Source organism: Candidatus Pseudomonas auctus (assembly GCF_048654275.1).
Classification (GTDB): Bacteria; Pseudomonadota; Gammaproteobacteria; order Pseudomonadales; family Pseudomonadaceae; genus Aquipseudomonas; species Aquipseudomonas pharyngis.
Genome location: NZ_JBJYZK010000001.1, coordinates 560221 through 579207, shown reverse-complemented (window position 1 = coordinate 579207; position 18987 = coordinate 560221). Strand labels below are relative to the sequence as shown.

Below are 18987 nucleotides of genomic sequence, written 5' to 3'. Positions count from 1 at the left end.
CTGGACAATCACGGTTGCGACACACAAGTGCCGACTTTTTCACTGTAGACAAAGCCTTTGCGACCTGTGTGAAAACCGACCGTCGGCCGTTTGTCGGAGCATCACCTCCCTGTGGGAGCGAGCTTGCTCGCGAAAAGCGGTGTGTCATTCAACATTGATGCTGCCTGACCAGACGCATTCGCGAGCAAGCTCGCTCCCACAGGTTTTGTGTGCTCCTTCAAGGGCATGGGCTTATCATGGCGGGCACGACCCATCTCCGCCTTCAGAGACCGCGCATGACTTTCGATTTTGATCAGGTATTCGACCGCCACGACACCGGCAGCACCAAGTGGAGCCGCTACCCGGCCGACGTGTTGCCGATGTGGGTCGCTGACATGGATTTCGCCGCCCCGCCGGTGGTCATCGAGGCGCTGCAACAACGTCTGCTGCACCCGTTGGTGGGCTACAGCGTGGCCCAGGACAACCTGCGCGAGGCCATCGTCGCCGACCTCTGGAACAAGTTCGCCTGGCGCGTGAAACCGCAGGAGTTGATCTTCCTGCCGGGCGTGGAATCGGGTTTCAACATGGCGCTCAAGGCGCTGGTGCAACCGCAGCAGAACGTCGTGGTGCAAACCCCGAACTACCCGCCGTTGCGTCATGCACCGGGCCATTGGGGCCTGAACAAGGTTGAGCTGGAATTCAACGCCCAGGCCGACGGCAGCTACGCCACCCCGCTGGACGCACTGCGTGAATCCCTGAACGGTGGCGGCGCCCTGCTTCTGAGTAACCCGCACAACCCGATCGGCAAGGTCTTTGGCCGTGAAGAATTGCAAGCGGTAGCGGACATCTGCGTGGCGCAGGACGCCTGGATCATCTCCGACGAGATCCACGCCGAGCTGTGCTACGACGGCCGCGTGCACATTCCGACCGCATCCCTGAGCCCGGAAATATCCAGCCGCACCATCACCCTGATGTCGGCGAGCAAGGCCTACAACATCGCCGGCCTCAAAACCTCGTTCATGATCATCCAAGACGCGGCCCTGCGCGAGCGCGTCAACCATGCCCGCTGCGGCATGGTCGACAGCGTCAATCCGCTGGGCATGGAAGCCACCCGCGTGGCCTACAGCGAAGCCGGTCCGTGGCTTGAGGCGCTGAAGCAGTACCTGCAAGCCAACCGTGACTGGCTGGTGGACGCCGTGCGCAGCCGCTTGCCCGGCGTGACCCTCAATGTGCCGCAAGGCACGTATCTGGCCTGGCTCGATTGCTCGGCGCTGGATCTGGACGACCCGCAGAAGTTCTTCCTGGACCACGCTCGTGTCGGCCTCAGCCCGGGTCTGGACTTTGGCGACCACAGCCAGCAATTCGTGCGCCTGAACTTCGGTTGCCCGCGTTCGATGCTGGAAGAAGGCATTGCCCGGATGGAGCGAACCCTCAAGTCCCGGTAATCAAGTCAGGGCAAATCCAAGCGTCAATCCGATCGAACTCAGCGCAAGCGGGCCGGGTCAACCGGCCTACTTGCCATGAGACCCGGAGATTGACGATGACCGACTATCCAAAACCCCCGTTCCCGAAACAGGCGCAACCGGTTCCCGGTTCGCAGCGCAAAATGGAGCCGTATCCTGATTGCGGCGAACAGAGCTACACCGGCTCCGGTCGGCTGGCCGGCAAGATTGCCTTGATCACCGGTGCCGACAGTGGCATCGGTCGGGCGGTGGCGATCGCCTTTGCCCGCGAAGGTGCCGATGTAGCGGTCGCCTATTTAAATGAACACGAAGACGCCAAGGAAACCGCGCGCTGGGTCGAACAGGCCGGTCGCCAGTGCCTGTTGCTGCCTGGAGACATTGCCCAGAAAGCCCAGTGCCAGGCGTTGGTGGACCAAACCGTTGAGCGCTTCGGCCGCATCGACGTGCTGGTCAACAACGCCGCCTTCCAGATGACCCACGAAACCTTCGAGGAGATTCCCGATGACGAATGGGTGATGACCTTCGACGTCAACATCACTGCGATTTTCCGTCTGTGCCAGGCTGCGATCAAACACATGGGCCCCGGTGCCTCGATCATCAACACCAGTTCGATCAACTCGGACATGCCCAAGCCCACCCTGCTCGCCTATGCGACCACCAAAGGCGCCATCGCCAATTTCACCGGTGGACTGGCGCAGATGCTCGGTCCGCGGGAAATCCGCGTGAATTGCGTGGCGCCGGGGCCGATCTGGACGCCGCTGATTGTCTCGACCATGCCCGATGAGGAAGTGCAGCATTTTGGCGAGCAAACACCACTCGGGCGTCCCGGCCAGCCAGTGGAGGTCGCGCCGATCTACGTGCTGCTGGCATCGGATGAAGCCAGCTACATCACCGGCCAGCGCTACGGCGTGACCGGCGGCAAACCGATGCTCTGAACCGCCTGCCAGAAAAAGTGAACCGCTGGACACGGCGACCTCTCCATACCTTCATGGCCCGTTCGGGTTGCAAGAGATCAGGAGGTCGTCATGTCTGCGCCTATTATCAAACTCTTCACCCAGCCGAACTTTGCCTGGACCGACATCCGCCGCGAAGAAGAGGCACATCCGCGTCATTACCTTGCTCACCTGCTGTTGCTGGCCCTCGTCCCGGCGGTGTGCCTGTTCATTGGCACCACGTATGTCGGCTGGAGCCTGGCAGTGGGTGAAACCGTGAGGCTCAGCAGTGCCAGCGCCTTGCAGCTGAGTGTCCTGCTCTATATCACCATCGTGTTCGGCGTGGCGATCATTGGCGGTTTCATCCGCTGGATGTCGCGTACCTTCGATGCCCGGCCGACACTCAACCAGTGCATCGGTTTCGCTGCGTACACCGTCACCCCGTTTTTCATCGCCGGTCTCGCCGGCCTGTATCCCAGCCGGTGGCTGGCGGTGCTGGTGCTCGGCGCTGCATCGATCTATTCGACATTCCTGTTGTTCGTCGGCCTGCCGACCTTCATGCACGAGCGCAAGGAACAGGGCCTGTTGTACTCGGCCAGTGTCTGGGGTGTGGCGCTGCTGGTGCTGGTGACGTTATTGGTGTCGATGATCCTGCTGTGGTTCAACGTGCTGACGCCGGAATACCTGCGCACGACTGCAGGTTAGGCCGATCATGTCGGGGCGGCATCGAACTGACCTTACGGGCCGCGCGTCATGAGCTTCATCATCTGGGTGGCGGTGCTCGGTGCCGTGCTGCTGACCTTGGCGCTGACATCGTCGTACCTGCGCTGGATGCCGGTCACGACCTCGGCTGTTTGCTTGCTGCTGGGCGTCGGCATCGGGCCTGCAGGGCTCGATCTGCTGAAACTGCCGCTGGACGAAGCCTCTTTGTGGATGGAGCACCTGACCGAAGTCGCGGTGCTGTTTTCCCTGTTCGTCTGCGGTTTGAAGTTGCGGTTGCCGTTGCGCGACAAACGCTGGCGGATTGCATTCGGTCTGGCGGGCCCGGTGATGGTGCTGACGATCATTGGCGTCTGCCTGTTGCTGCATTTTGGCCTGGATCTGAATTGGGGCCCTTCGCTGTTGATCGGAGCGATTCTGGCTCCGACCGACCCGGTGCTCGCGGCGCTGGTGCAGGTCAACGATGCGCGGGACGTCGACAGCGTGCGTTTCGGCCTGTCCGGCGAGGCCGGGCTCAACGACGGCGTTGCATTTCCCTTCGTGATCCTCGGGCTGTTGCTGCTGCACGGTGAAGGGTTTGCCGCCGAGTGGCCCGACTGGGTACTGCGCAGCCTTTTGTGGGCGGTTCCGGTCGGGTTGCTTTGCGGCTACTGGATGGGCCGTGGCATCGGTCGACTCACCTTGTCGCTGCGCATTCGCAACGATGACAGCACCCTCAGCCCCAATGACTATCTGGCCCTGGCGTTGATTGCGCTGGCGTATGTCGTGGCTGAATCCATTGGTGGCTACGGCTTTCTGTCGGTATTCGCCGCCGGCCTTGGCTTGCGTCAGGAGGAAGTCAAATCCACCGGCGCCCACCAACCGCCCGCCGAACACATGGTGCAACCGGTGGTCGGTCATCAGAACGTCGAGCCGCAGCAGGCGGTGCACGGCGATACCGAGCGGCTGGAAGACAGTCAGGTGGCAGCCGGCATCATGATGGGCGACATGCTCGCGTTCGGCGGTTTGGTGGAACGGGCGATGGAAGTGTTTCTGGTTACCCTGCTGGGCGTGGTGCTGGTCAGTCACTGGGATTGGCGGGCGCTGTTGGTCGGCGGCGTGCTGTTCTGTGTCATCCGCCCGGTCTGCGTGGGGTTGATGCCGTGGGGATCGCTGCTCGCGGGGCGCCAACGGTTATTGATCGGCTGGTTCGGTATTCGCGGTATCGGCAGTCTGTTCTACCTCTTCTATGCACTGAACCATGGACTAGGCGACAGCGTGGGCGCGCTGTGTACCGACCTGACCCTGTCGGTGGTGGCGCTGAGCATTCTGCTGCACGGCGTCAGCACCCAGCCGATCCTCGCCAGCTATGAGCGGCGCAAGAACCGAAACGGGCGAAAAAAGCCCGGCCATGATGACCGGGCTCGATAGCGGGGTGTCGTTCATCCTCCCGGATTGGTCACCTGAATATAGAAGGCATAGCTGCCGAGCAACATCCAGAACGTGGCAAAGATCCACGGCGTACGAATGGAAAACAACAATGACTTGCGATACCCCTTGTGGCTCGACTCCATTTCGCTGAATAACGGCGATTCGTCATAAGCCAGGCCCATCAGGGGTTCGCTGCGCAGCAATTCACTTTGTTTGTAGTGCCAATGATCGATGATGTCGTAGGCGGCGCGAATCCCCGGCCAGGCGTTGAGCGAACTGAGCAGCCCGAGTAACGCCAGAAACGGCGGCACCACCAGGGTGAACAGCTTGCCCCATTCCGGGTTGAGGTTGGCCATGCAGGACGCAAAGGCAATTACCAGAAACGATTGCGCGGCCAGATAGGCGTCGGTTCGGTTGGCTAGGATGCTGGTTTCGTACTGGATTTCCCGGCGGTAGAAATCCAGTCGTTCCTTGGGTGAACCGAACATCTTCGCGTTGTGTTCAGTCAGGGTTTCTTCGGCGGTCGGTTGGGTCAGTATGCGAGGCACGGTACGAACGCTCCGAAAGGCAAAGCGTTTGGAGCCGCCCCGTCGCGGACAAGTTCAGCCGGATTCAGCCCCGGTTCGTTTCATCGTCTGGGCAATAATCGTTACAAGATTCATCTGATTGAACGGTTTCGACAGCCGTGGCAACCCCGCTGCGAAGCCTTCGAGGCGTTCGGCAAAGCCGGTGGCGAGAATGATCGGCAGATCCGGCTTGAGCAAACGCACGGCATGAGCCAGTTGCGCGCCGCTCATATGCGGCATGGCCATGTCGGTGATCATCAGGTCGATGACCTCTCCCTGGTCAAACAGCTCAAGCGCGTGGGTACCAGAGGAGGCGCTGATCACCCGATGGCCAAGGTCTTCCAGCAGCAGGACGGTGCTGGTACGCACCAGACTGTCATCATCCACCACCAGCACGCTGAGGCGCGGCACTGTAACGGTGGACACCATCGTGCCAGACGATTGGGTCGCGACTCCGTCTAGGGCGACCGGTAACCAGAGCTCAGCAGTGGTGCCCTGCCCCTTGATACTTTTCAGAAAGAACCGGCCGCCCAGTTGTTCGATGAAGCCATGGACCATCGACAATCCCAGGCCGGTGCCCTTGCCCAAACCCTTGGTGGTGAAAAACGGATCGGTTGCCGACGCCAGCGTATCAGCGTCCATGCCTTCCCCGGTATCGGTCATCCGCAGACAGACATAGCGCCCGGCCGCGAGCGTCGAATCGTTTTGTTCGATGACCACTTCAGGTTCCGCGCTGATGGTGACGCTGCCGCCCTCGGGCATGGCGTCGCGGGCGTTGGTGGCGAGGTTGAGCACCGCCAGTTCGAGCTGATTGCTGTCGGCCAGCACCGCTTGCAGGTCTTCGGGAAACTGCGTTTCGATGCGGATCCCCGGCCCCAGCGAACTGCGCAGCAGCCCGGTAATGCCCTGCACCAGCTTCGCAATGTCGACAGGTTCGGTCTTGAGCTCCTGACGCCGGGCGAAGGCCAGCATGCGTTGGGTCAGCGATACGCCGCGCAATGCTCCCTGAGTGGCGTTCTCCAGCAGGCGGCTGACCTTCGGGTCGTCGCCTACACGTTTGCGCACGATCTCCAGATTACCGAGGATCACCGTCAGCAGATTGTTGAAGTCGTGGGCAATGCCGCCGCTGAGTTGACCGATGGCCTGCACTTTCTGCGCCTGAAACAGCGCTTCACGGGTTTTCTCCAGTGCCTGTTGTGCCTGGGTAGCCTCGGTGACGTCGCGGGTAATCTTGGCAAAACCGAGCAAGGTGCCGGTGTCTCCGCGTATCGCATCGACCACCACATGCGCCAGAAAGCGCGTGCCATCCTTGCGCAAACGCCAGCTCTTGTTCTCGAAACGGCCCTCGCGCGCGGCGGTTTCCAGAGCGCGCTGGGGTTCGCCGATCTCACGATCTTCAGGGGTGTAGAACATCGAAAAGTGCTGGCCGATGACCTCTTCCGGCCTGTAGCCCTTGATCCGCTGCGCACCAGGGTTCCAGTTGGACACGCGGCCGTCCGGGCTGAGCATGTAGATCGCGTAGTCGCTAACGCCCTGCACCAGCAGGCGAAACTGCTGTTCGCTCTGCTTGAGGGTTTCTTCGGCCATCTTGCGGTCGGTCAGGTCGCGGGTGATCTTGGCAAACCCGAGCAGTTGCCCGCTCGGACTGTAAATCGGATCGATCACCACATGGCACCAGAAATGCGTGCCGTCCTTGCGTACCCGCCAGCCCTCACCCTCGAACCGACCTTCGCGGATCGCCGTGTCCAGCGCCCGCTGCGGCAAACCGTTGGCGCGATCTTCATCGGTGTAGAACCGGGAAAAGTGTTCGCCGAGGATTTCCGCTTCTTCGTAACCCTTGAAGCGTTTGGCGCCGGAATTCCAGCTGGTGATGATGCCTTCGGGGTCGATCATGTAGATCGCGTAATCGACCACCGCATCGATCAGCAAACGAAAGCGCATGTCTTCGATTGCAGCGGACTTCTTGTTCTCGCTCATCAGGCTTGGCTCAAAGCAAATTCTCAATGACAGGAGTATGCGTCAAACCGGGGGAATGGACAGCGTCTTCTGTGTGATCGAGATGCCACCAGCGCGGCAACAACTGCCTGATGCGACTTTCGGCGAAGCGATCATCGATCAGCATCACCACGCCGCGATCCTGCTGGGTGCGGATTACCCGCCCGGCAGCCTGCACCACTTTCTGCACGCCGGGGAAAAGATAGGTGTAGTCGTAGCCGGCACCGAAGATCGCCGCCATACGGCGCTTCATCTGTTCATTGACCGGGTTGAGCTGGGCCAGCCCGAGGGTGGCGATGAACGCGCCGATCAGCCGCGCCCCGGGGAGATCGATGCCTTCGCCGAACGCGCCGCCGAGCACCGCGAAGCCGACACCCTGGCTGTCGGCGGTGAATTGATCGAGAAAATCCCGCCGCGCCCCTTCGGCCATGCCGCGGGATTGCTGCCAGCGGGTGATGTGTGGGTGCCGCTCGGCGAGCAACTGCGCGACCTGTTGCAGGTAATCAAAGCTGCTGAAGAACGCCAGGTAGTTGCCCGGACGTTCACTGAACTGGCGGGCGATCAGCTCGACAATCGGTTCCAGCGACGCTTGCCGATGCGTGAAACGCGTGGAAATCCGGCTGACGATCTGCACCTGCAATTGTTCGGCGCTGAACGGCGACTCGACGTCGATCCAGACTGTGTCAGCCGGCGTGCCGAGTAAATCCGCGTAATAGTGGCGCGGGCTGAGGGTGGCGGAAAACAGCACGCTGCTGCGTGCCGCGCTCAGGCGCGGGCCGATAAATGCAGCCGGCACCACGTTGCGCAGGCACAGTTGCGATAACGGGCGTTTGCGTTCGAGATCGCGTTTGCTGATGTCGAACAGGTAATGCGCGTCGAACAGTTCCGCTACCCGACCGAACTGCAGCATCTCGAAGTAGAAGTTCTGCAATCCGCTGTCGAGCCCTTGCGGGTGATCGTTGAGGTAGTCGCCGATGCTCGCCGTGCAGGATGAGAGCGCCTGCAGCAGTTTTTCCGGCGCCTTGTCGTAGGCCTGATACGGCGCCAACTGGTCATTGTGCAGCGCGTTCCATTCACGATTGACCCGTTGCAACGACTTCTTCAAGACCTCGGGCGCGGATTTGCGCACGCTGCCCAGTGTCGCCTGATCGAGGGTGGCTCTGTACATCTGCCGCCCGCGCTCGACCAGGTTGTGCGACTCGTCCACCAGCACCGCAACGTTCCATTGATTGAACTGGGCCAGACCGAACAGCAGCGCGCTGAAATCGAAGTAATAGTTGTAGTCCGCCACCACCACGTCGGCCCAGCGGGCCATTTCCTGGCTCAGGTAATACGGACACACCGCGTGTTGCGTCGCGACTTCTCGCAGCGCGGTCTGATCCAGCAGGCGCAATTGACTGGCAGCCTCACGGGCGGCGGGTAAACGGTCGTAAAAGCCTTGGGCCAACGGACAGGATTCGCCGTGACAGGCCTTGTCCGGGTGTTCGCAGGCCTTGTCCCGGGCGACCATTTCCAGCACCCGCAGCGGCAGGGTTTCGCTGTGATCGAACAGCACTTGCGCTGCATCCAGCGCCAGTTTGCGTCCGGGCGTCTTGGCGGTGAGGAAGTAGACCTTGTCCAGTTTCTGCGGCGTCAGGGCCTTGAGCATCGGAAACAGGGTGCCGAGAGTCTTGCCGATCCCGGTCGGGGCCTGGGCCATCAAGCAGCGGCCGGTGCTGACGGCCTTGAACACCGATTCGGCGAGGTGACGCTGACCGGGACGAAAGGCAGCATGAGGAAAACCCAACTGCTGCGCCGCCCGGTTGCGCGCTTCGCGGTGAGCCATTTCCTGTTCGGCCCACTTCAGGAACAAACCGCACTGTTGTTCGAAGAACTGCCGCAACGCTTCGGCGCTGAAAACCTCGACCAGGCAGGTTTCCTTTTCCGTGACGATGTCGAAATACACCAGCGCCAGATTGATCTGCTGAAGCTGCAATCGACAGCACATCAACCAGCCGTAGACCTTCGCCTGGGCCCAATGCAACGAACGGTGATTGGCCGGCTGCTTGCTCAGGTCGCCGCGGTAGGTTTTGACCTCTTCCAGGCAGTTCTGCGTCGGGTCGTAGCCGTCCGCCCTGCCCTTGACCTTCAACGGCCCGAATGCGCCCTCCAGCGCCACTTCGCTCTGGTAGGCGTCGTTGCGTCGGGACGCCACCGTGCGATGCCCGGCGATGCCCTCCAGCGCGGTCGGTGACGGGGTGAAGCGCAAGTCGAGGTCACCGGTTTTTGCGGTGAATTCGCACAGCGCCCGCACCGCGATGCTGTAGCTCAAGCGCCCTGCTCCGCCCATTGCACGTAACACACGGCGACCGGCATCCGATGCGTGTTGCAGAACTCCAGCCAGCGCAGCTGGTTGTCCTGCAAACGATCGCCGGGCCCTTTGACTTCGATCATCCGGTAGGTCTTGTGCTGCGGCCAGAACTGGATCAGGTCGGGCATGCCGGCGCGATTGGCCTTGATGTCCAGCAGCAGACGGCTGAACCAGTGCTTGAGGTGTTCGGCCGGCAGACAGGCCAAAGCTTGCTCCAGCAGTTCTTCATTGAGCGCGCCCCAGAACACGAACGGCGACTGCACACCCCATTTGGTGGTGAACCGCGCGCGGATGGTGTCGGCATAACGGCCATCGTCGAGTTCGGCCAGACAGGCCTGGAACAGCTCGGCGCGTCGGAGCTGGAAGTCTTCATTGAGCAAATCCACCGGCCCGCGCTGGAACGGGTGAAAGAATGCGCCCGGCAATGGCGCGAAGATCGCCGGCCAGCACAACAGGCCGAACAATGAATTGATCAGGCTGTTTTCCACGTAATGCACCGGGCCCGTTTCTTCGTGCAGGTGCGCCTGAACGTGATATTCCACCGACAACGCCGGATCGAGGCGCGGCAGGTGCAGATCCAGCCGCTCCACCAGGCCGGGCGCCGTGCGCTTGATCGGTGGGCCGCCGAGCTTGCGCCGCAAACGCGGCACCAGCCGTTGCAGGCCCTGTTGTTCGGTGGCCGTTTCCGGCGCCTGCTCGGCAATGACCGCCAGTTCCAGGGCCAGCGCGTATTCGGCGCTGCGCTCCAGCACGCGGATCATCCGCAATCGGGCGCCGGGATAGGCGCAATCGCGATAGATCTTCAGGGCCAGGGCAAACTCGCCGATGCGCTCGCAGTATTGGCCGATCTGGAACAACAGTTTGCCGCGCCGGCGTTGCAGCCACGGGTTGTCGAAATGCAACGCGGCGACCTGTTCGACGATCGGTTCCAGTGGTTCGCCCGCTTCGAAATACAGCTGGCAGTTGTGCAGAAACAGGCACGCATCGACGTCGGCACGGCTGCGCAAGCCACGGGAATCGGCACTGAATTCGACTTTTTCGTAGGTGAAAATGCCAAGGTCGGCGAGCACGAACTCCGACCAGTCCTGATAGAGGTTGCCGAAGAACATCAGGCGAAAACGATCACACAGGTCCATCAGCGTCAGGCTGAACAGCCGATCCGCCAGCGCCGGACACCATTGCTGGAAACTGCGTGGCTCGGGGAATTGTTCGTGCAGCAGCGGCAGCCAGTCGACTTTCTTGCTTTTAGGCTGGTCGATGGCCGGGCCGAAGGCTTGCAGAAGCTCCGCCTTCAGCAACACCTCGAACAGCTCCACCATCGTCAACGGTGCCTGTTCATCGAGCCAGCCATGCTCCAGCAGTGGTTGCGCCGCTTCGGCGATGTCGCCGATTTCCGTGTAATTCAGCTTGCTGGCCCGGAAATGTACACCCTTGCGCATCACCATACGCACCAGCAAACCCTGGGACGGACGCGGCAGCGCCTTGAAGTCGCGAATGAAGGCATGTTCCGTTTCGCTCATGACATCGGCGTAGCGAAGCTCAAGCCAATCAAGCACCTGGCGGAAGTTGTTGAGGTAATAGAACGGGTCGTCAAGGGGATTGGCAGTCACGGTAGATTCGGGGCCATGGCAAGCGAGTACTGGTTATGCGTACAGATACCAGCCTGTCCCGGCGGGCGCAAACGGAAAAGGATCAGTGGCACCTTCATTGCGGTTTTTTTCAGGTGGCCATCGAACTTTTCCCGGCGTAATGGCACCAACCGCGTTAGAGGCCGACAATGGTCGAAATGAACAGGAATGCTGCTTATGAAAATCAAGACTCTCGGGATCCCTTTGGCTGTTGCGGCCCTGCTGACCCTGGCGGGTTGCTCGACCCCGACGGTGGTTACCCTGCAGAACGGCACCCAGTACCTGACCGAAGACATGCCCGATACCAAAACCGAGGATGGCTTCTACGAGTTCAAGGATATTTCAGGCGCCAAAGTCCGCGTACGTGCCGACGAAGTGGCCACGGTGCGCAAAGAAGACTGACGGATAAAACATCAAAAAAGGCTGCGAACCCTATGGGATCGCAGCCTTTTTTGCATTCATCAGCGTGGTAACGCCATGCCCGGGAGTGAGCCGTCGCAACTGAAGGGACGCTCGCCACGGCGAACCAGTTCTTCCTGCAAGCGCTGGCAGCGCTGACGCTCCTGTTGCGCCATGCGGTCGATGCTCAGATTTCCGGTCATTTCCGGCTCATGGTCTTCGCCGATGCGAATCGTCACGAACGGTTGTTCGGGCTGGATATGAAAGCGGCTTTTTTCTTCGACGGGTTTGGCGTCTTCGCTTTTGGCCGGCTCTGGCAGTTGATCGGGTGTCACGCCATAGCGGCTCAGAATCGAGCTGTGAGGCAGATCGGCCCAGGCATTGGCCGACAGCAGCACAAGCCCCGCAACACCGATATACCCCTTGAAACCTTTCACGTGTGAATCTCCTGTACTCGTTGGCAGCCCTTGAATGACGAACGTCGACGTCATGGCTTTAGGCCGCATTTCCTGTTGGTGCAGGGATTGGAGTCAGGGAGTGGTTGGTGAGTCACTTTTGATATGGGGAGGGAATGCGCTCCCTCCCCACCCTTGCCGTCAGGCGATCACGATCCCGTCGGCACTCAGGCTGTTCAACGCAACCCCGACCAGCGTCACCGAATCAGCGCCGAATTTCAGCACCGTGTCCTGCCCCACCGCCGTGGCATGGGCGCGGAAGTCGTCGTTGGGCAATACGCCCTGCACGCCGAGGAACACCAGTTTGTCGTTGGCGGTGTAACCCACCACGCGATCCTGGCCGAACGCGCCGCTGAACAAGAAGGTATCCGCCCCGCCGCCCGACTCCATCAGGTCATTGCCGGCGCCGCCGACGAATACGTCGTTGCCCGTCCCGCCGATCAGATGGTCGTTGCCGTCCAGGCCGAACAGCCAGTCTCCGCTGGCCTTGGCCTTGAGGGTGTCGGCACCGCCGGTGCCCTTCACGCTCGATTCGTACTGGGTGACGTTGTTGCCGACCTTAAGACCGGCCGCCGTGACGCTGTGGGTCACGTCGTCCTTGAACAGGCCCCAGAGAAAGCCCGGCTCCTTGGTGACGATGCTGCCGATGTCACGGGTGATGCTGATCCCGCCGTTGGCATCGCGGATGTACAGGTTGCCGGCGCCGTCGTTGGCGAAGTCGAAGCTATTGACCGACTTCTGCAACTCCAGGGTGTTGTTGCCCGAGCCGCCGAGCAGGATGTTGTAACCCCCGCCATCGCGGAACGTATCGTTGCCGGCGCGGCCCTCCAGGTAATCGTTGCCGCTGCCGCCCTGGATCAAATCATTACCGTCGCTGCCGATGATGAAGGTGCTGCCCTTGTGGGTTTCGGCGTTGCGGTTCAGGTCTTGCACCCAGGTGTTGGCCCGCGCCGGATCCGACAGGTTGGCGACGATGATCGTCGAGTCCTTGCTGGTCAGGTCGTAGAACTTCGACTCGATCACCCGGTTCATGCCGTCGCCATAGGCGGTCGGCAGGTGCGAGATCCAGGTCGGAATGTTGACGATCGAGAACGGCAGCACGTTCCACGCCGCCGAGGCGTAGTGGTCGTTGAAGCTGACGATGTTGTCGGTCGCCGACTCCTTGGGCGCGTCGTGCACGCCGAGCGAGGCGCCGGTGAAGGTCGAGCCGTCGAGGGCGCGGAACACCGGATCGTTTTCGTAGCCGACGTTGAGCACCTTGTCGGTGCTGCTCTGGGTCGGCGAGGCGTAGGCGATGTAGTTGGAATCCTGGAAGAACCCACCCCATTTACTGGTGCTCAAGTCCGCCATGCTGTTGACCGCCAGCCCGCCCAGGCTGTGGCCGCTGACCAGCACGTCCTTGCCGGTCAGGCCGTTGGCTTTGGCGAACGCCACCACATCGTTCATCAGATTGCCGAAGGCTTCGCCGACGTAGTTCCTGGCGTAATCCTTGGGGCCGAACGCGGCGAGCAGGTCGCTGATCACGTCGCCGATGGAGTCACCGATCAGGATTTCCCGCGGGCCGCTGGTGCCGCGAAAAGCGATGCCGATTTCCGTCAGATGGCCCTGAGCGTCGTATTTGCCGAGGATTTCCACCTGTGCGCTGGTGTAACCGGCCTTTTCACCGAAAAAGGTGCCGCGCGCGTCGGTCTTGCCCTCGTAACCCAGTTGCGCGGCGGTGATCGGGGTCCAGCCGGCTTTTTTCACCGCGTCGAGTGCGGCTTTTTCCGAATCGGGGTTCCACGGAATGCCGGGGATCACTCCCTGGGAGTCCGTGCCGCCGATCAGCGCGGTCACCAGCGTGGCCGGCAAGCCGAGGCCGAAGCCGTTGTGCTGATAACCGACGGCAAAGCCGTTATCGAGGTTGTGGTAGGAATACAGCGTAATGGCCATGGCGTCGCTGAACAGCGCCTTGGATTCCGCCGTACCGAAATTCTTGTAGTCATACACACCCATTGCTGTTGCCTCTCTCTTTGTTGGAATTGTTCAGAGATAGCTCACAACCAGAACGCCCCTCCCGAGGCGCCCCGGAGCATTTCAGTACAACTTTCGTTTGTCAGGCGAAGACGAAACTCGAATCCGACAGGTTAGCCACACCAACCCCGACCAGCGTCACGGCAAAGTCGCCAATCTTCAGCACGGTATCGCTTCCGGACTGCGACGCGTGTTGCTTGTAGTCGTAGCCCTGCCCTGCACCCTCGACGCCCATGAACACCAGTTTGTCGCTGCCCTGGTAGCCATTGATCGCGTCGAAGCCAAAGGCGCCGCTGAACAGGAAGGTGTTGTTGCCACCCACCGCGCTCATCACGTCATTGCCGGCGCCACCGACGAAGGTCACGTGGGCCTTGTCGCTTTGCAGGTGATCGTTGCCGCCCAGGCCGAACAGCCAGTCGCCGTCGGCGGTGGCTTTGAGGGTGTCGCCCATGGCGCCGCCGCTGAGCGAATGGTTGTACTGGGTCAGTTCGGCACCGTTGGCCAGGCCTTTGGCGGTGACGGTCCAGGTAATTTCCTTGCTGCCCCACCACGAACCCGACTCCTTGCTCACCAGCGCGCCGATGTCGCGGGTCATGCTGATGCCGCCGTAGGCGTCACGCACGTACAGCGTGCCGTCGCCGTCGTTGGCGAAGCTGAAGTTCTGCAGCGGCTTTTGCAGTTCGAAGGTGTTGTGGCCCTGGCCACCGAGCAGGATGTTGAAACCGCCGTCGTCACGGAAACGGTCATCGCCGCCCAGACCTTCGAGGAAGTCGTTGCCCGCTCCGCCCTTGAGCCAGTCACCGCTGTCGGTGCCGATGATGAACGTGCTGCCGGTGTGCGGCTCGCCGCTGCGGCCCAGATCCTCGACCCAGGTCTTGCCCCGCGATACTTCCTCAAGGTTGGAGACGATGATCGTCGAGTCCTTATGTGTCAGGCCGTAGAACTTCGACGCGATCACCCGGTTCAGGCCGTCGGCATACCCCAGCGAGCTGTGGGCCGACCAGTTCAGCGGATTGGCAATGCTGAACGGCACCAGGTTCTGCGCGGTGGACGCGTAGTTGTCGTTGAAGTTGACGATATTGTCGGTGGTCGAGTCGTGCGGCTTGTCGTGCTTGCCCATCGACGCGGTACTGAACGTGGTGCCGTCGAGCACGCGGAACACCGGGTCGTTCTCGTAACCGATGTTCAGCACGTTGGTGCCGGTGCTGCTCTGGGTCGGCGAGGCGAACGAAATGTAGTTGGCGTCCTTGAAGAACCCGCCCCAGTTGCTCGCGCTCAACTCCGCCACGCTGTTGACCCCGAGACCACCGAGGCTGTGGCCGCTGATCAGCACATCCTTGGCTGCGATGCCGTGGGCAATGGCAAAAGCCGCCACCGATTTCAGCAGGTTGTCGAACGCGTTTTTCGCGTACTGGGTGGCGTAATCCGACGGGCCGATGGCGGCCAGCAGGTTGTTTTTCATGTCGCCGAAGGTGTCGCTGTAACCCAGCCCGCCGGTGCCCCGGAAGGCCACGCCGATGCCGATCAGCTTGCCCGCGGCGTCGTACTTGCCGAGCACTTCGGCTTCGGCGCTGGTGAAGCCGTCCTTCTCGCCGAAAAACGTGCCCTGCGCCCCGACCTTGCCCTGATAGCCCAGCGCCGTGGCGCCGATCGGCTTCCAGCCAGTGCCGGGCAAGGCCTGCCCGGTCGGCGTGTAGGCATACAGCGTCAGGGCGATGGCGTCGCTGTACAGCGCTTTGCCGTCGGCATTTTTGTAATCGAACAATCCCATGTTGTGCTCTCTCTTCCTTTCAAAAACGGCAGTTCTCGAAAGAACTGCCGCTACCCCTTAGAACTGCCAGTCCAGCGTCAGGCCCACACCGTGGTCCTTTTCGTTGGAGCCGATCAGCCCGTTGTAATCCAGGTTGACCCGGACATCGCGATTGAGCGCCAGCCCGGCGCGCACGCCGACCACCGCGGCATCTCGATCCATCGACACACTTTGCACGGTGAATGCACTGTTGCCATTGGCGAACGCCAGGTGACTGTCAGCATCCACGCGGCTCAAGTTGTGCTGCCAGCCCAGGCTTGCGCCCAGTTCCAGCTGATGTTTCTCCGACAGGGCAAACGTGCGCTTGGCCCGCACACCGAGGGTCGACAACACCACATCGCGGTTGTCTTCGCCGCCCTTCAGTGCGGCGGCATCACCCTTCTCGGTGAAGCTGTCGCTGTTGAGGTGCACGTAGGCCAGATTGGCGAACGGCTCCAGGTTCATCGGTTGCAGGCCCAGGTCGTAGGCCGCTTCGGTGAACAGTTGCGCGGTGGTCGCATCGCGCTTGGTTTTCTGTTTGCCGCTGACGCCAGCGAATTGCAGGTCGCGTTTGACGTCAATGCGATGCCAGCTGTAGGCCGCACCGGCGGTCAGACGCAGCGCATCGATCTGATGCCCCAGGTATGCGCCCAGGTGATAGCTGTCGACCGAGGCGGACGAATGTGTCCCGTCGCCCATGCTCAACGAGCTGTCGCTATAGCCAGTAACGAAACCCAGGCGGGTATCTTCAGCGATCAGGCCGTCGACACCGGCCAGCAAGCCGCCGATGGAGCTGGTGGAGTCGGCGTATTTCGACCCACCATCGCTTTTGCCCCAGGCGCCCAGCACTTTGAGCCAGGCGTTGCTGCGGTCATCGGTCGGCGCGCCGGCGTCGAACAGATCACGCTCACGCAGACGTTCGCCCACCGCATCGCGCAGGTAGCGGCTGTCGTTGATCAGCAGCGTGCCGATGGCCGGATGAATCTCGCCGGACAATTGCTGGAAGGCCTCCTGCGCAGCGGCCGCCGACGGTGACAGCAACAGGGTTTCGAACAACGCATTGCCGGCGCCGAGGCGTTCGGCAGCAGCGCCGACCGCGCGCTGGTTCGGGGTCAGGCCGACACTCGCGAACGAGGCGCCATTACGGCCGACGTCCAGTTGCACACCGCTCGCCGAGTACGCCAGGGTGCCGCCGAGGAACGCGTAGTCGGGCAACACTTGGCCGAACTGCCCTTCAATGCCGCCCGCTGCCTGCAAGATGTTGAACTGGGTGCCGAGCAGGCTTTTCACTTCGCCCGTGGTCAGCAGCGTCGGGCTGTTTTCCAGCGACATGGTCACGGTTGCGCCTTCGATCAGCGCTTTGCCGCCGGCGACGATCCGGTCGCTGCTGGTCGGGGACACTTCCACCGCATAGGTCGAACCCGGTGCGAAGGTCACGTCACCGGCCACATTCAAGGTGCCGATGGAATTGCCCGGCGCCACGGTACCGCCGCTGTTGGCGTTCAGCGCAGCGATCCGGCCGTTACCGCCGAGGATGCCGCCGTCATTGACCGTCACCGCCGATTGCAGCGAGCCATTGATTGCCAATCGCCCCTGATTGACCAGGGTCGGGCCGCTGTAGGTGTTGTTGCCGGTCAGCACCAAGGTGCCGATGCCCTGCTTGGTCAAACCGCCATGGCCGGAAATGTCGTTGCGCCAAGTGTCGAGCCCGCAGGTGATGTCGTTGCACACGCGCTCGGTGGGCTTGCCCGCATCGATGATCGCGCCGATGCCCGGCAGATCGGCCACGAACTGACCGGAACCGTAGGCGCCCTGGATGCGGAATTCTTCGGGAATGTCCTGCTCGGTGACGAACATCGCCGGGCCGTCGATGCCCTTGCGCAGGTTGATCATGCCCCAGCCGTACAGGGCGTCGATGCCCGGTGCGCCGAGGTCGGTAGCCGTGGTGCGCAACACGCTGGCGACCTGATCGCCGGACATGTACGGGAAGCGCTCCATCAGCACTGCGATGGAACCGGCCACGTGCGGCGCGGCCATCGAGGTGCCGTTGTAGTTCTTGTAACCCGTGGTCAGGTTGTCGGCGTTGGTGCCTTCGATGATCGAGCTGAAGATTTTCGTACCCGGTGCCGAGACGCAGAAACTCGCGGTGTAGCCGCAACGCGAAGAGAACGTACTCATGATGTACGGGTTGGCACTGGCCAGATCCGGGTTCTTCTGCAAGGCGGCGACGGTGATCCAGTTCGGCGCGATGTCCGGCACGAAGTAACCGAGGCCGGCGATGGCGTCCGGGTTGTTCAGGTTGTAGTCGTTGCCCGCTGCGAAAATCGTCACGATCCCGCTGCGTGCGGCGGCGATTGCGCCGTCGTAGGCGCCGCCGGGTTTGGTGCCCAGCAGTGTGCGAATTTCGTTGAACTGCAGTTGCGCGTCGTTGACGGTGAAATGCGGGTACGCCGGGTCACGGCCGCCGAGGTCGAAGCGGTCGGTGATGCCGATCCCCCAGCTGTTGTTGATGATCCGCGCGCCGCTGGCGATCAGCGCATCCCAGCCGGCCTTGTAAACCGCGCCGTCGTTGCCGCGCACGATGCCGTCTTCCGGGCCCGGGTCGCCGTTGTCGGCGCTGATGATCTGTGCGCCGAACGCCACGCCGTGCATCGGCCCGCCGTCACGGCTGCCGGCGGCGATACCGCCGACGTGAGTACCGTGGGCGCCGAGCTTGCCGTCGGAGCCGACCGAGGGCGAACCGTCATAGCGAAACGCGTCCCCGGCTTTGACCGGAATGTACGGGTCGGTGTATTCGCGGATCCCCGAGGTCACCAGGGTGATGACTTTGTTACTGCCGGAAAACTCCGGGTGCGCGGCGTAGACCGGCTGGTCGAAGATCCCCAGTTTCACGCCCTTACCGGTGTAACCGGCGGCGTACGCGTGATCCGCACCGATGGCGCCCAGGCCCCAGTCGGCCTGGAATTCGGCGCTGCGCCAACTGCCCGGATCCCCTGCCCGGCCGCTTTCCACGTAGGGCGCCGCGTTTGCGTTGCCCCAGGTGGCCAGTGCGCAGAGCAAGGCGACGTTGAGAGTTTTCAGGCGAAAGCAGCCACCCGATTGCGCGGGGGTGTTGTTGTTTTTCATCCAGCGACCTTCCTTAGTGATGTTGCGAAAAATCCGTCTATTGAAGTGATCGTTGATCGTTCCCACGCTCCCGCGTGGGAATGCAGCCCGTGACGCTCCGCGTCACTGGACGCGGAGCGTCCCTAGAGGCATTCCCACGCAGACGGTTCGACGCCTCGACGT

General features: G+C 61.8%; 13 protein-coding genes. 5 read left to right on the top strand and 8 right to left on the bottom strand.

Annotation, left to right across the window (positions count from 1 at the left end; genetic code table 11):
- Positions 1-275 precede the first annotated feature (275 nt).
- From ACKUG4_RS02595 to ACKUG4_RS02580, 4 genes are all read left to right on the top strand, one after another.
- Complete coding sequence (locus tag ACKUG4_RS02595) at positions 276-1424, top strand: MalY/PatB family protein (protein WP_445433348.1); 1149 nt, start codon at positions 276-278, stop codon at positions 1422-1424.
- A gap of 95 nt (positions 1425-1519) precedes the next feature.
- Positions 1520-2377: a glucose 1-dehydrogenase gene (locus ACKUG4_RS02590; protein WP_085610275.1), complete on the top strand. Its 858-nt coding sequence runs from the start codon at positions 1520-1522 to the stop codon at positions 2375-2377.
- Positions 2378-2467: 90 nt separating this feature from the next.
- Positions 2468-3079: a Yip1 family protein gene (locus tag ACKUG4_RS02585; RefSeq protein WP_445433347.1), complete on the top strand. Its 612-nt coding sequence runs from the start codon at positions 2468-2470 to the stop codon at positions 3077-3079.
- A 48-nt stretch (positions 3080-3127) separates the two neighbouring features.
- A complete protein-coding gene (locus tag ACKUG4_RS02580) occupies positions 3128-4504 on the top strand; it encodes a cation:proton antiporter (RefSeq protein WP_445433346.1) in 1377 nt (458 codons plus the stop codon).
- Positions 4505-4515: 11 nt separating this feature from the next.
- On the opposite strand, the gene ACKUG4_RS02575 is transcribed toward ACKUG4_RS02580, so the two are convergent.
- Genes ACKUG4_RS02575 through ACKUG4_RS02560 form a run of 4 tightly spaced genes read right to left on the bottom strand, consistent with a single transcriptional unit; the run spans position 4516 to position 11025 of the window.
- Positions 4516-5052, bottom strand: a complete 537-nt coding sequence (locus ACKUG4_RS02575; protein WP_064596549.1) for a hypothetical protein — start codon at positions 5050-5052, stop codon at positions 4516-4518.
- A gap of 54 nt (positions 5053-5106) precedes the next feature.
- Positions 5107-7047 carry a hybrid sensor histidine kinase/response regulator gene (locus tag ACKUG4_RS02570; protein WP_445433345.1) on the bottom strand — a complete coding sequence of 647 codons (1941 nt, stop codon included), beginning with the start codon at positions 7045-7047 and terminating at the stop codon, positions 5107-5109.
- Positions 7048-7057: 10 nt separating this feature from the next.
- Positions 7058-9376 carry an ATP-dependent DNA helicase gene (locus tag ACKUG4_RS02565; protein ID WP_445433344.1) on the bottom strand — a complete coding sequence of 773 codons (2319 nt, stop codon included), beginning with the start codon at positions 9374-9376 and terminating at the stop codon, positions 7058-7060.
- Complete coding sequence (locus ACKUG4_RS02560) at positions 9373-11025, bottom strand: VRR-NUC domain-containing protein (RefSeq protein WP_445433343.1); 1653 nt, start codon at positions 11023-11025, stop codon at positions 9373-9375. The genes ACKUG4_RS02565 and ACKUG4_RS02560 overlap by 4 nt, the downstream gene beginning before the upstream one ends.
- Before the next feature lie 195 nt (positions 11026-11220).
- Here ACKUG4_RS02560 and ACKUG4_RS02555 point away from each other — a divergent pair, with 195 nt between their 5' ends.
- The gene (locus ACKUG4_RS02555; protein WP_039768348.1) at positions 11221-11445 is read left to right on the top strand and encodes a YgdI/YgdR family lipoprotein; all 225 of its coding nucleotides are present in this window, start codon (positions 11221-11223) and stop codon (positions 11443-11445) included.
- 59 nt (positions 11446-11504) lie between these two features.
- Here ACKUG4_RS02555 and ACKUG4_RS02550 read toward each other — a convergent pair whose 3' ends face one another.
- The 4 genes from ACKUG4_RS02550 to ACKUG4_RS02535 all read right to left on the bottom strand — a co-directional run bounded on the left by ACKUG4_RS02550 (position 11505) and on the right by ACKUG4_RS02535 (position 18825).
- On the bottom strand, positions 11505-11879 hold the full coding sequence (locus ACKUG4_RS02550) for a hypothetical protein (RefSeq protein WP_064596542.1): 375 nt from the start codon (positions 11877-11879) through the stop codon (positions 11505-11507).
- Positions 11880-12038: 159 nt separating this feature from the next.
- On the bottom strand, positions 12039-13892 hold the full coding sequence (locus tag ACKUG4_RS02545; protein WP_445433342.1) for a polyurethane esterase: 1854 nt from the start codon (positions 13890-13892) through the stop codon (positions 12039-12041).
- A 100-nt stretch (positions 13893-13992) separates the two neighbouring features.
- Positions 13993-15681, bottom strand: a complete 1689-nt coding sequence (locus tag ACKUG4_RS02540; protein WP_445433341.1) for a polyurethane esterase — start codon at positions 15679-15681, stop codon at positions 13993-13995.
- Positions 15682-15738: 57 nt separating this feature from the next.
- Positions 15739-18825 carry an autotransporter domain-containing protein gene (locus tag ACKUG4_RS02535; RefSeq protein WP_445433340.1) on the bottom strand — a complete coding sequence of 1029 codons (3087 nt, stop codon included), beginning with the start codon at positions 18823-18825 and terminating at the stop codon, positions 15739-15741.
- Positions 18826-18987 lie beyond the last annotated feature (162 nt).

Excerpts from the sequence above, each read along its gene's own strand:
- ACKUG4_RS02595 (WP_445433348.1), top strand. The coding sequence starts at position 276 with ATGACTTTCGATTTTGATCAGGTATTCGACCGCCACGACACCGGCAGC.
- ACKUG4_RS02590 (WP_085610275.1), top strand. The coding sequence starts at position 1,520 with ATGACCGACTATCCAAAACCCCCGTTCCCGAAACAGGCGCAACCGGTT.
- ACKUG4_RS02585 (WP_445433347.1), top strand. The coding sequence starts at position 2,468 with ATGTCTGCGCCTATTATCAAACTCTTCACCCAGCCGAACTTTGCCTGG.
- ACKUG4_RS02580 (WP_445433346.1), top strand. The coding sequence starts at position 3,128 with ATGAGCTTCATCATCTGGGTGGCGGTGCTCGGTGCCGTGCTGCTGACC.
- ACKUG4_RS02570 (WP_445433345.1), bottom strand. The coding sequence starts at position 7,047 with ATGAGCGAGAACAAGAAGTCCGCTGCAATCGAAGACATGCGCTTTCGT.
- ACKUG4_RS02555 (WP_039768348.1), top strand. The coding sequence starts at position 11,221 with ATGAAAATCAAGACTCTCGGGATCCCTTTGGCTGTTGCGGCCCTGCTG.
- ACKUG4_RS02545 (WP_445433342.1), bottom strand. The coding sequence starts at position 13,892 with ATGGGTGTGTATGACTACAAGAATTTCGGTACGGCGGAATCCAAGGCG.
- ACKUG4_RS02540 (WP_445433341.1), bottom strand. The coding sequence starts at position 15,681 with ATGGGATTGTTCGATTACAAAAATGCCGACGGCAAAGCGCTGTACAGC.
- ACKUG4_RS02535 (WP_445433340.1), bottom strand. The coding sequence starts at position 18,825 with ATGAAAAACAACAACACCCCCGCGCAATCGGGTGGCTGCTTTCGCCTG.